This window comes from Marinomonas pollencensis, assembly GCF_003387375.1.
Lineage (GTDB): Bacteria > Pseudomonadota > Gammaproteobacteria > Pseudomonadales > Marinomonadaceae > Marinomonas > Marinomonas pollencensis.
Map to the genome: position 1 here is coordinate 103675 of NZ_QUNG01000007.1, position 13054 is coordinate 116728.

Consider the following 13054-nt stretch of genomic DNA (forward strand, 5'->3'; position numbering starts at 1 on the left):
TTATTAAAGCAGGAAGAGCGACTTACTTCCTGCTTGGCGCTATCCTTAATGAGTGCGTTGTTTTTGTGTATTGCGTAGAGGGTGAATTAGAGTGAGAGCTTGGTTATGTGGATTAGATGATGAAGAGATACTTAGTGTATCCAGTGTCTTAACCTTTATTGGGGTTGAGCACAGTACGTCGTTCACTGCGTTCCAATTACCAGATTTTGTTGTCATTGGTCATGCCGTAGAAAGTGTGCAACTTGATGAAATCATTCCTGTTATTTCCTTGAATTCTTCCCTTAGTGTGATCAATGGTGAGCGACATGAAGAGAATTTGTGGTATTGTCCTTTGCCGTGGCGCTCTCAAGATTTTTGGAGCGTGCTGAAAGAGATACAGCAACGGCGTTTACTGCCACAGCCTTCCGGGGTGAATCTAAATTTGCATGTTCGTCATTTGGAAGCCTTGCTAATTAGGCAGGCTCTGGTGTCAGCGCAAGGCGTGGTATCTCGTGCTGCGCAAAATTTACAGATACAAAGAACCACGCTGATCGAAAAAATGCGTCGCTATAATATAGATAAGTCGGAGTTTTAGTGACAAAGGATGAAGAAATTGCCGAGTTAAAGGCGGCCTTTCAAGTATTTTCAGAGTCTTCAGATGCGCTTGCTAAATCTTATTTGGATTTGCAGGAGCAGGTAGCCCAACTTTCCGCTCAATTAGAACAATCTGAACAAAACCGTCGTGAAGAACAAGATAAAAACCGCATTTTAGTTCAACAATTCCAGCAGCTTTTCGAGTCGATGCCTGTGGGTGTCTTGCTGCTAAATGCAGAAGGGGTCGTTGTGATGGCGAACCCAGTGGCAGACCGTTTGTTTGAATTGCCATTGATTGGCCGTGCATGGGGAGAGATTGTTCCTTTGAGTTTTCGTCCGCAAAAAGACGATGGTCATGAAATTAGTATGGCTTCTGGTCGTCGTGTACGGGTGGAAACGGCTTCATTAGGTGATGTGCCTGGGCAGCTGTTGATCTTTGTGGATCTAACGGAAGCCTATTTACTGCAAAAAAAACTATCGCATCATGAGCGCTTGTCGAATATGGGCAAGATGGTCGCAGCATTAGCGCATCAAATCCGAACGCCGTTATCTTCTGCTACCCTGTATGCTGGCCATTTGCAAAAAAGCGATCTGTCACCTGTGATGCGTCAACGCTTTGCTGATAAATTGGCCAGTCGACTGGAAAACATTGAACGACAAATTCGTGACATGCTGATCTTTTCGCGTAGTGATATTAAGCTGGATGAAAAGCTGGATGCGAGCGAGTTTATTGACTGCTTGGTGTCTGATTGCCGTGAAATCTGTGAGCAAAAAAATACCCTATTAGAAATTGATGGTGAGGCGCAATGCGATTCGCTATTTGTTCAATGTAATAAAGAAGCCTTGCTTGGTGCATTATTAAACTTACTCAATAATGCCATTGATGCACAAGCTGAAGGGCAACAAGTTACCTTGCAATGGCGTTGTGATGACAATGCATTAAAGGTGTCTTTTAAAGATCAGGGTGAAGGTATGTCACCCTCTCAATTAGAGCATGTGCAGGAAGGTTTTGTGACCACCAAGCAACATGGAACAGGATTAGGTCTGATGGTTGTGAAAGCGATAGCAAGAGCGCATCATGGCGTGTTTGAAATAGACAGTATCGAGGGTGTTGGCACGACAGCAAGTCTGCAGCTTCCTCTTGTAAGGGTGTAATATGTCTGATGTGAAGTTACTCATCGTTGAAGATGATAAAGGATTGGCTGAAGCGTTAGAAGACACACTAATGCTGGCGAATTATCAGTGTAAAGTGGTGTTTAATGCCGAAGATGCCGTATTAGCGCTGAAAACAAACCGTTTTGATATGGTGGTGTCTGACGTTAATTTGCCCGGTATGGACGGTTACGGCTTATTACATCATGTGGTCGAGAGTTACCCAGAATTACCGATTATGCTGATGACCGCCTATGGGGACATTGCACATGCCGTTGAAGCCATGCGAGATGGTGCGGTTGATTATTTGCTCAAGCCATTTCAAGAAAAAGAGCTGCTAGAAGCGATTGAAAAGTACACGGTGAAAAAGTCAACCTCGCAAAATCACCAGCCCATAGCCAAAGACCCTTCAAGTATTGCTATGCTGGAACTTGCAAAGCGAGTTGCTGTGACGGATTCAACTGTGTTGATCTGTGGCGAGAGTGGCACAGGTAAAGAAGTATTGGCGAATTATATCCACCAAGAATCGGCTCGCCATAATGCGCCTTTTGTGGCCATTAACTGTGCGGCAATTCCAGAAAATATGTTAGAAGCCATCTTGTTTGGTTATGAAAAAGGCGCCTATACCGGCGCAGTTTCTGCCCAGGCGGGTAAATTTGAGCAAGCTAATGGTGGTACCTTATTACTTGATGAAATTACCGAAATAGACATTGGCTTACAGGCGAAGTTACTGCGAGTTCTACAAGAGCAAGAAGTTGAGCGACTAGGGGGCAAGAAAACCATTCAGCTTGATGTGCGAGTAATCGCGACGACTAACCGAGATTTGGCTGAATACGTAAGAGACGGCGGCTTTCGAGAAGATTTATATTATCGGCTCAATGTTTTTCCTTTACGCTGGTTGCCAATACGTGAACGTAAAGGCGATATTATCCCGATAGCGCAGCGCTTTTTAGACAAGCACGCGGAGAAAATGCGCATTGCAGGCGCTGTACTCAAGCCTTCTGCTTTAAGCAAATTAGAGGCACATCCTTGGCCTGGTAATGTGCGAGAGCTGGATAATGTGATTCAGCGCGCCTTGATTCTTAGCCCTAATGGTCAGATTCATGAAGAGCATGTGGCGTTTGATATGATGAGTGCGCCGGCGATAAATGAGGCTCAAGAAGAGGAAGAAGACAGCGCGGCTTCTATTCTTGGTAAGGGCGTTCAGCAGCATGAATTCCGGATTATTGCTCAAGCACTTATCGAAGCAAACGGTAAGCGTAAGCTTGTGGCGGACAAATTAGGCATCAGCCCACGAACATTACGCTATAAAATTGCTAAAATGCGCGAAAGTGGCTTAGATGTAGATTGATTTTTGTATCTTGTTTTAATTACCTTTATGCTAAGCTGTATCAATGTGTTTTTTGTAGGTGAGTAGCATGGTCACTGATAGACCGGATATTAATCAAGTGCTTTCCCAAATGAGGGAGATGAAGGCGCAGGTGCACGCGCCAAGCTCGTCTATGCCTAATGTTCCTAAAATAGGCGGGGAAGATGGGGAGGCAGTCGGCCGCGCTGATTTTGCTGACATGCTCAAAAATGCCGTTGATAATGTGAATTCCTTGCAGCAGGATGCAAAAAACTTGGCGCAGTCATACGAACGTGGTGACGACGGCGTCGATTTGCCCCAAGTCATGATAGGTCTGCAAAAATCGAGTGTTTCATTTGAAGCTATGACGCAGGTACGTAATAAACTTGTAGATGCGTATGAAAAAATCATGAATATGCCAATTTAGGCATGATATATCGCTTGGCGCTTTTTAATGGATAATGTCCCAGCTGAACAATCAGAGCAAAAGCTCTACCTAGACCTTGTGACTGGCTTTAATAAGCTGACTGTTATTAGACAGTTGGCTTTAATGGTCGGCCTTGCTGCCTCTATTGCTATCGCTCTTGCGGCAGTATTATGGACCAGTGGTCCAGATTACAAACCTGTGTTGAGTAGTATTACCAATTACAATGCAGATCAAATTGTAGAAGTCCTCAATACCAATAACATCCCTTTTAAGATTGACCAGAATTCGGGCGCCTTGTTGGTGGAAGCCGACTATTATCAGCAGGCTCGGCTAAAATTAGCTGGCTCTGGTATTGTCTCGGATCAAACCGTTGGCATGGAAATTCTAGATCAAGATCAGGGCTTGGGAACCTCTCAATTTGTTGAAAGTGCCCGATATCGGCGTGGTTTGGAAGGGGAGCTAAGCAAAACCATTTCCAGTTTACAAAGTGTCAAATCTGCGCGGGTTCACTTGGCGATTCCAAAAGAATCTGTATTTGTGCGAGACACGCGAAAACCTTCTGCTTCTGTCTTTCTAGAGTTGTATCCGGGACGTCGTTTGGATCGTAGTCAGGTAGATGCAATCGTCAATCTGGTGGCCTCAAGTATTTCCCAGTTAAGCGAAAAAAGTGTCACAGTGGTCGACCAACGTGGCACCTTATTAACAGAAAAAGACCCTTCATCCCAGCTGTCTGTTGCGGGTAAGCAATTTGATTACACGCGACGTGTAGAAGATGTCTTGCTGCAACGGGTGAACAGTATTTTAGGGCCTGTGGTGGGTGATGGACGATTTAAGGCTGAAGTGTCAGCGGATGTGGATTTTACGGCCGTTGAAAAGACCGCAGAGCAATACAATCCAGATTTATTGGCGTTGCGTAGTGAGCAAACACTCAGAGAGAAAAAAGGGGCGGGTGCAACCAATGGAGGCATTCCCGGCGCATTGAGTAATCAGCCGCCAGGGGCTGTGACTGCGCCAGAAGCGGTGGACGAAAACGGCGCTCAGATTGGCTCCTCTACAACAAACAATAATGCTAACGGTCAGTCACGAGAAGAAACTACTCGTAATTTTGAGTTAGACAGAAGCATCAGTTATACGAAAAACCAACAAGGTACGATACATAGATTATCGGTAGCCGTTGTGGTGGATGATTTGGTCAGTATTAACCCTGATACCAGTGCGGTTGAACGTACCCCTTGGAGCGATGAAGAATTAGGTCGTTTGACCTTGTTGGTAAGAGACGCCGTGGGCTATAACCCTTCACGAGGTGACAGTGTCAGTGTGATTAACTCACCGTTTGCTTTGCCTGAGCCAGAAGCTCCGGTGGAAGAGGTACCCTTTTACAAACAAGATTGGTTCTTTAATTTGTTGAAACCAAGCTTGGTTGGCTTATTTGTATTGATTCTGCTGTTGATCGTCGTAAGACCGATTCTTAAAACACTTAGCGAGCAGAATAAAATTGCCGTGGCAGAAGACACAGAAGCCGCTATTTTTTCCGATGAAACAGATGAAATTTCAGATGATCAAGTGTCTTTGGTGAGTGCTGAAGATGTAATGGTTCCTGGCTCACCAGAAAAAATTGAACGTCAAATTAATGCTATTCGAGGCTTGATTGCCGAAGAGCCTGAGCGTGTTGCTCAAGTTGTGAAGCAATGGGTGATGGAAGGTTAAATGAGCGATATTGGTCAAAATGATTTAAGTTCACTTGAGAAGGCGGCCGTTCTGCTGATGTCCCTTGGTGAATCCGATGCGGCACAGATTCTTAAGCATATGGGGCCAAAAGAAGTGCAGCGTATTGGTCAAACTATGGCTCAGCTGTCTAATGTTCAGCGTCATCAGGTAGAAAAAGTATTAGACGATTTTTTGGTCTTGGTCGGTGATCAGACTGGTTTGGGGTTAGGGGCTGATGGCTATATTCGAAACATGCTCAAAGAGGCATTGGGCGATGAAAAGGCCAGCAGCTTAATCGACCGCATTCTTTTAGGTGGTAATACAACAGGTTTGGATACCCTAAAATGGATGGAGCCAAGAGCGGTTGCTGATGTTATCCGCTATGAGCATCCTCAAATCCAAGCCATCGTCATTTCTTATCTGGATCCAGATCAGGCCGCCGATATTTTGGCGAATTTTGATGAGCGGGTGCGACTAGATATTGTTTTGCGCGTGGCTTCATTGGATACCGTACAGCCGGCCGCGCTGCAAGAGCTTAATGATATCTTAGAAAGACAGTTCTCTGGTAATCAATCGACTCAATCTACTTCGATTGGCGGTATTCGAACCGCGGCCAACATTATGAACTTTATCGACAGTACGGTGGAGTCCGATCTCATGGATTCGATTCGAGATGTTGATGAGGATCTAGCCAATACCATTCAGGATCTTATGTTTGTGTTTGATAACCTAATGGATGTGGACGATCGTGGCATTCAGGTGATCTTGCGTGAAGTGGAATCTGAAACCTTGATTCTTGCTTTGAAAGGCGCAGACCCAGACATGCAAGAAAAGGTCTTTAAAAATATGTCTTCGCGGGCTGCAGATATGCTAAAAGACGATTTAGAAGCGAAAGGTCCAGTGCGTGTAAGTGAAGTTGAAGTCGCTCAAAAAGAAATTCTGGCGGTTGCCAGACGCCTAGCTGATAACGGAGAAATCGTTCTCGGCGGTGGCGGTGAGCAAATGGTTTAAATAAAGAATGTCAGACGAAGACAAACAAAAAAGTACTGGAAAATTAACAGCCTATGAGCGCTGGGAGTTGCCTAACCTTGAGAATAACAAGGTAACAGAAGACACAGGCCCTGCCATCCTTATCCAAAAAGACACCTCGATAACAACGGAAGAAGTTGATCAAGATAGCTTGGTGTATGAGCCATTAACGGCGTCGCAGCTTGAAGAAATCCGCAGTGCAGCTTATGACGAAGGCTTTATTCAGGGTGAAGCTGATGGGCACGAAAAAGGCTATCAAGACGGTTTCTCTAAGGGAGAGCCAGAAGGTTTTGAAAAAGGCCATGCAGAAGGCTTAGCGCAAGGTAGGGAAGAAGGTGAGGCGGCGGCAAAAGAAGTCGCACAGGGTCAGCTTGAAAGTCTAGAGAAGTTATTAACGGATGTGGTTAACGAAATCACACACCCCTTGGAAGAAAGCCGAGCGGCAGCAGAAACGATACTTTATCAAACCATGACTCGCTTAATTGAGAATGTCTGTCTATCGCAAATGAAAGAAGATGCCCATCATGTTTTGAAAACGCAGCTTACGCGGGTTTTTGATGAAATTGGTGAGTATGAAGGGCGTATTCGTCTGCGCTTACACCCCAATGATGTCTCAGTGTTAGAGGCATTGGCCGTTGCTGACCGATTAGCCTTACAGATTGATGAAGACGAGAGTTTAATGGAAGGCGGCTTCTTGCTTGATTCAAAAGCTTTCCATGTCGATGGCCGTGTTGAGCAGCGCTTAGCGTCGGTTTGTGACGAATTGCGCCATTTATCTAGTCCAGAAGAATAAGGTCGCACCAGTGTCCACATTAGTCGAACGCTTACAGAAATTAAACAATGTTTCTGCCCTAGCATTTCCTCCTCAGTTAGAAGGCAAGGTCACACGCATGGTGGGTCTAACCATGGAAGCCGTTGGCTGTGTAGTGGCATTGGGGGACCGTTGCCTAGTCCAGGTGCGCCAAGACCGTTGGGTTGAATCAGAAGTAGTTGGCTTTACAGGTAACCTCACTTATTTAATGCCAACTGAAGCGATTGATGGTATCTCACCAGGTGCTCGTGTACGGCCACTTGTTGAAGACAGTAAAATGCCGGTCGGTGATGAGTTATTAGGTCGCGTCGTGAATGGCTTAGGTAAGCCGTTAGATGGCAAAGGCCCAATACGCAGTAAAGACTCTGTTAATCTACAATGTGACACCATAAATCCCCTCCAACGCAAGCCGATAGATGAACCTCTTGATGTCGGTATTAAATCGATCAACAGCTTATTGACCGTGGGTAAAGGGCAGCGGATTGGTCTGTTTGCCGGCAGTGGTGTTGGTAAAAGTATGCTGCTTGGTATGATGACGCGCTTCACTAATGCTGATGTCACCATCGTTGGTTTGATTGGCGAGCGTGGTCGCGAGGTAAAAGAGTTTATTGAGCAGATCCTTGGTGAAGAAGGTTTGTCACGCTCAGTAGTCGTTGCTTCTCCTGCGGATGATTCGGCCTTAATGCGTTTGCGGGCTGCTATGCTTGCTACACGTATTGCTGAGTATTATCGAGACCAAGGGAAAAGCGTACTTTTGCTGATGGATTCTTTAACTCGCTATGCCCAAGCGCAGCGTGAAATTGCCTTGTCAGTGGGGGAGCCGCCTGCCACCAAAGGGTATCCACCATCTGTGTTTTCCAAGCTGCCACAGTTAGTAGAGCGCGCCGGTAATGGTCGTGATGGAAGTGGCTCTATTACAGCATTTTATACGGTTTTAACGGAAGGTGATGATCAGCAAGATCCGATTGCGGATGCTTCTCGTGCTATTTTAGATGGCCATATTGTGTTGTCTCGTCGGTTGGCTGAAGAAGGGCATTATCCTGCGATTGATATTGAAGCCTCTATTTCACGGGCGATGCCAAATATTGTCAGTGAGGCACATTTGCAAGGTGCTATGCGAGTGAAGCAGCTGTACTCTAAATTTCAGCAAAATCAAGACCTTGTAGCGATTGGCGCGTATGCGCGAGGCAGCGATCCAGATTTAGATCAAGCTATTGTGCGGATGCCAGATATTCGTGAATTTCTGCAACAGGGGCTCAGCGAAAGTTTCTCTATTGATGCAAGCTTAGAGGCTCTGGTGCAAGCAATGACAAAAGGGGAGTAGACCTTAAGGCGGAAAAGCGTCTAATATTTGATAAGTCTGGATTAGAGAGTCGCTATGAAAAAATCTCAACGAGCCCAGTTATTGGTGGATATTGCGAAGCGTAAAGAGGACACTATCGCTCGTCAATTAGCCGCCGATAAAGCTAAAGTGCAGCAAGATCAAGATAAATTAGAAGAGTTAAAAGAGTACGCCGGTCAGTATGAATCGGAACGTAATTTATTAGGGTTAAGCGCTTATCTAACCACTAATTATCAGCATTTTGTTGATCGAGTGCAGCAAGCGATTAGACAGCAAGAGGCGGCGGTGGGTCGTTCTCAACAACAAGCAAACATGACAATGCGTGGCTGGATGGAAGCCAAGACCAAAACCAAAAGCATGGATTGGTTAAAGGAAAAACATCATAAGCAAGAGCAGTTGTTAGAAGATAAAAAAGAGCAGCGTCAGAGTGATGAGTTCGCGATGCGCCGTTTTATGGATAATCTACGCTAGCCATCCTTTTTATTATTTTTCGCTTTGGCTGGGTCCACTCATCAAAATGAGGTGCTATTGGGTGTCAAAGGATATTGTTGTGAGCCCTGACTCTTCTGCTATTCAGACATTGGCTGAGGCGCTTGATCGTTATCCTATTGCCCCTGAGCTTGGCTTATTGAACGTTAAGCAAGCTTTGTTTACCTTGTCCCAAGTGTTTTCAGATAATCACACTCCTCCTTGTGTTCAGCAGCGTACGCAAGGGGCGATTTTATCGTTAGACCATATCATTCGCACACAGCCTATTTATGACCCGCTGTTGTTTGTTGCATTGCACGAAATGTTGGATGGGTTTGAACAGTATGTTCTGGCTTATGGGCTTGGTGAGGCTTACCTTCATATTGCCTTGCCGAGGTTTGAGCAGACGGGCTTTTGTTGGCGTTTGTTAGAACAGAAAAAAGAACAGGCTGTTAAGCGACCGATACACGCCTATGAGGCACACCTTAATGCTGTGACGGCATCCGCTATGATCCCACAAATGTCTCAGTTGGCGGGATTAGGTGAGGTGTCTTTTCATCTAAATATGGAGTCTCAGCCGTCGCAGAAAGGCTATTTTAAGTTATTGACTGTGCAGCCATTTGACTGGTTGCAGAAGTCTTTTCCTATGTTCAGTTGGCGACACTCACGGTGCCGCAATTTGGAATACGAGATGGTGTGGTTGGCATCGAGTTACGCCTTGGCGTTTTTATCTGCTCAACTACCAAGAGGCGAGCGTCAGCGATTACTAGATTCAATGTCAGAGTGGATTCGCGTAGAGCATTATCGAGCGTTTTCAATGCTTTTTACTAGGCTTCATCAGGAGGTGGTGATTGAACAGGGAGACAGTCTAGTGCCTGGTGCTTTGCAGTCTGCAAAAACCACCTTGATAGCTGGGCAGCTAGCTCGACCTGAGCGCATTGCGGGTTGCTACTTTAAAGCGCTTCTGCCACACGCTAGCCTAACCCAGACTAGCTCCCCCCTTTTAGCTAGCGCAACGCAATACACATTGTTAGGGCGCGATGTATTGTCTTCATGGCTCTGTGTTATTGATCTTGGTCGGCAGCGTTTAGCGTTTGCTCAAAGTGATTTTATGGGCTGCTTTTCCTTGCAAAATATGCAGTTACAATCCCTAGGATCGAATCGCTGGATGTGTCACTTTGATTGTGGTTTGAGTGCTGAGTTGGAAATAGATTCTGAGCTGTTCTCTGTATTAGATGGCAGGTTAGAGAGTCATTCTGGAGAAGGTTTTGAACTTTTTGTGACTCAACAGTGTAGTCGTAATATTGCTATTGCGATTAAAGGGGTTGTTCAGTTAGAAGGTATTTGTGCTTTTTCTCTTCGTCCTAGCGGATCTACAAAAAATATTTGGTTAACCGCACAAGGAGAATGTTTTGTTGAGCCTTGGTTAACCGGAAGCAGGACGCCAGCGCCTATTTTGACCGAGCTGCAATCGCTGCCGACAAGAGTCAATGATGTTAAGCGAACAGGCTATTATCAACTAATGTTTACCGGTGGCGTGCTGTGGGTGGCAGCTAACTTAGTGGCCGATCTTATATCTATTGCCTCAGGGGCTTCCTTTTATCTTTTTTCAAGAGAGCAAAAGGTGTGTGAAAGAGGGCTGCTTCATGGCATGGAATATTACAGTCAAATTGTGTCTTTGGACGTTGGGCAAGAGGGGCGTTTTGCTCTTTTATTGGCCGGACATCGCTGTGCCTTCTTATCCAGTTCAGTCGCTTGGTGCGATAAGCTCCCAGATCAATTAAGCGTAACTAAAATTAATCAACTAAACCTAGTAAAGCATGAACATGCTGTGTGGCAGCTTGCAAGTAGGGCGCATCATGAGCATGATTTTGTTATAAATACCGATAATATATCGAATTTCATTCACTACCTTTGGCCGCAACACTCAGTAGAAAGTGCGAGTAATTATGACTAAACAAGAGACTGCTTTTAATTTGCCTCGAAAAGATTTAATCGGCACTGTGCAGAAAGGTGCATTTGCGCTTTTGTTGTTGCTGTTGATTGCTGCGGTTGGGCTTTATAAGTTCTTGGATCTAGAGTTTGAAGCGCGTACAGCGAAGCAGTCGGGGCTAACGAGTTTAATGGTTCATACCAGTAATGCGGAGCGTTATTGGTATGAATGGCTTGTCAATGATTATGCGGCGGGGGTGAATGTTTCTGCCGCCAAAAGAAAAGAAAATGCTCTTTTACCCCTCAAGTTGCTGGAAGTTTATACTCATATTGACCTTTTATTATCGCGTTATCAGCAGGCAAATCCTCACCACCATTTTCAAAACGTAAAGCCTGAGCTGGCTTTTCTCGAAAAAATGACAGGGCAAAACAGCGCTATAAAAGTGCTGAAAACCAGACGCTTGTTTGTACGAGAGAAACAACAAATCCGAGGCTATATTCAGCGTGCAGAAGAGCAAGGAAGGGAGCTTGCTGAGCAGCAGCTGGCCTTGAATGCGCGTGATAAGGCCTTGTTAAATGACGGTGAATGGGGATTTTTGATTATTTTTGGCGGCGTCGCTGTGGCGCTTTTGGCGCTTTCTGTTTTCTTAGTAAAGCGCTTAGGGCGAGGTTTTCAGCATTTGCATGTGGTTTTGGAAAAGCATCAGCAAGGAAGCTTTACTTCGGACCAGCACTATAAAATCACGGATGAATTCACCGATCTTGGGCATTTATTTGATAGTGAGCTTTCTTCGCGAGAATTTACTTTGTCAGAATCAGAGGCTGATAAGGCCCTCATTACACAAGGTTTATCCCGAATTACATCTGCTTTTTTGATTGCTGATGCAGAGGGAGATGTAAAATGGTTAAGTCACGGTTTTAGTGAGCTTTGGCAGCAGAATGCGAGTTTACTTGAGCCGCTTTTCGAGATCGATCCAGGCCTTGATGGGCCGTTAGGTGAGCGTTTGCCTGAGACTATTTTAAATGATGAACATGATATCAAGTTAAGTTTGCACGATGGGCGCTACTCATTAGTCGTAGAAAGGTTAATGGTGGATGCGGACAGTGACGCGTATCTCGTATTATTGCCCCCACTTTCCCAGCTTGCTGAAATCGAAGTGTTGCGAAAGAGCTTAGAGCTGATGGTTCAAGGGGCTTGGCAATACCCTATTCGCCTCTTGAGGGATGATTCTCCATTTCAAGACTTTGCCGTGTTATTGGAGAAAATTCGTCATTCTGTGGTTGATCTTTTTGACGCCGTTTCGAGCTCAGATTGTGACAAAATGGTTGATTTTGAAATTACTAAACTACAACAAATAAAAACGCTATTAACGGAAAAAATAAACGACAATTGTGAGCATAGTAAGTCAATGATTCCGGTAGATAATTCACTTCCAGAGTCGCTTGTCAGTGAGTTAGATGAAGTGTCTTATTTGACCGCTCAGTTTGATGACGTTGTGTTGGTGGGATATGAACTGCTCTTACAGCGTTTAATGCTGGTAGAGAAAGATGTGGCTGGGCAGGCTCAATTACTGAGTGATGTAGATCGTTGCCTGAATGAAGTTCGGGCTGGTGTGTTGGCTAGCTTGTCTGCCTCTGAAGGCGATTCAGATCAAATTCGTCGGCGTTTTTCGATTGATTTGGATCACGATATTAGTAGTGTTCAGAAACAAATATACAGTATGCAAGATGCGGTCGCTTTAACGCTTTCGCTGTTGGAGTCTGATCATAGTGTTGGTTCCGCCCGTTTAAAAAGGGCGCAACAATCAGCCAATGAAATGAAAGTTAGAATAGACAATTTGTTAGTGGAAATGACTCGATTGAATGATGGCGGACATAAAGAAATAGTCGCTTTGACAGAAAATACAGATGGGTTGGAGGGGGCTTAACTAAACTCTCCTTCTTGTATTTGGAGGGGATTGTGATAGAGAACCGTTATGATGAAAATTCAGCACACCTAATGATCAAGGTGAACGGCCGTTTTGATTTTAATTGCCATGGGCTTTTTCGAAAGGCCTTTGTTGCTAAGCCTCAAGCTAAAACCTACACAGTAGATTTGTCCGGTGTCAGTTATTTGGACAGTTCCGCCTTGGGTATGTTGTTACTGCTAAGAAATTACGCGGATGTGAGAGGGGCTAAAGTGTTTTTGAGCCATTGTTCTATGGTTGTCAGTCAGATTCTAAAAATGGCTAATTTTAATCGCCTTTTCACCATATCCGAGTAGTT

Annotated in this window: 12 protein-coding genes; all 12 read left to right on the forward strand. The window is 45.0% G+C overall.

The window, feature by feature from the left end; all coding sequences use genetic code 11:
• The first annotated feature begins 91 nt into the window (after positions 1–91).
• The 12 genes from DFP81_RS11465 to DFP81_RS11520 all read left to right on the forward strand — a co-directional run bounded on the left by DFP81_RS11465 (position 92) and on the right by DFP81_RS11520 (position 13052).
• Positions 92–574, forward strand: coding sequence for a helix-turn-helix domain-containing protein (locus DFP81_RS11465; protein ID WP_181903084.1), 483 nt, complete (start codon positions 92–94; stop codon positions 572–574).
• A complete protein-coding gene (locus DFP81_RS11470; RefSeq protein WP_115897931.1) occupies positions 574–1728 on the forward strand; it encodes a sensor histidine kinase in 1155 nt (384 codons plus the stop codon). The genes DFP81_RS11465 and DFP81_RS11470 overlap by 1 nt, the downstream gene beginning before the upstream one ends.
• A 1-nt stretch (position 1729) precedes the next feature.
• On the forward strand, positions 1730–3076 hold the full coding sequence (locus DFP81_RS11475) for a sigma-54-dependent transcriptional regulator (RefSeq protein ID WP_115897932.1): 1347 nt from the start codon (positions 1730–1732) through the stop codon (positions 3074–3076).
• Positions 3077–3143: 67 nt separating this feature from the next.
• Complete coding sequence (gene fliE / locus DFP81_RS11480; RefSeq protein ID WP_115897933.1) at positions 3144–3500, forward strand: flagellar hook-basal body complex protein FliE; 357 nt, start codon at positions 3144–3146, stop codon at positions 3498–3500.
• Between the two features lie 27 nt (positions 3501–3527).
• Positions 3528–5207, forward strand: coding sequence for a flagellar basal-body MS-ring/collar protein FliF (gene fliF / locus DFP81_RS11485; RefSeq protein WP_115897934.1), 1680 nt, complete (start codon positions 3528–3530; stop codon positions 5205–5207).
• Positions 5208–6218 (forward strand): flagellar motor switch protein FliG, encoded by a 1011-nt coding sequence (gene fliG, locus DFP81_RS11490; RefSeq protein WP_115897935.1) that lies wholly within the window; start codon positions 5208–5210, stop codon positions 6216–6218. It begins immediately after the preceding gene.
• A gap of 7 nt (positions 6219–6225) precedes the next feature.
• The gene (locus DFP81_RS11495; RefSeq protein WP_115897936.1) at positions 6226–7029 is read left to right on the forward strand and encodes a FliH/SctL family protein; all 804 of its coding nucleotides are present in this window, start codon (positions 6226–6228) and stop codon (positions 7027–7029) included.
• 10 nt (positions 7030–7039) lie between these two features.
• Positions 7040–8371: a flagellar protein export ATPase FliI gene (fliI, locus tag DFP81_RS11500; RefSeq protein ID WP_115897937.1), complete on the forward strand. Its 1332-nt coding sequence runs from the start codon at positions 7040–7042 to the stop codon at positions 8369–8371.
• Between the two features lie 54 nt (positions 8372–8425).
• The gene (gene fliJ / locus DFP81_RS11505; protein ID WP_115897938.1) at positions 8426–8860 is read left to right on the forward strand and encodes a flagellar export protein FliJ; all 435 of its coding nucleotides are present in this window, start codon (positions 8426–8428) and stop codon (positions 8858–8860) included.
• Between the two features lie 79 nt (positions 8861–8939).
• Positions 8940–10814: a hypothetical protein gene (locus DFP81_RS11510; protein WP_115897939.1), complete on the forward strand. Its 1875-nt coding sequence runs from the start codon at positions 8940–8942 to the stop codon at positions 10812–10814.
• Positions 10807–12717 (forward strand): hypothetical protein, encoded by a 1911-nt coding sequence (locus DFP81_RS11515; RefSeq protein ID WP_115897940.1) that lies wholly within the window; start codon positions 10807–10809, stop codon positions 12715–12717. The genes DFP81_RS11510 and DFP81_RS11515 overlap by 8 nt, the downstream gene beginning before the upstream one ends.
• Positions 12718–12749: 32 nt before the next feature.
• On the forward strand, positions 12750–13052 hold the full coding sequence (locus DFP81_RS11520) for an STAS domain-containing protein (protein WP_220342939.1): 303 nt from the start codon (positions 12750–12752) through the stop codon (positions 13050–13052).
• Positions 13053–13054 lie beyond the last annotated feature (2 nt).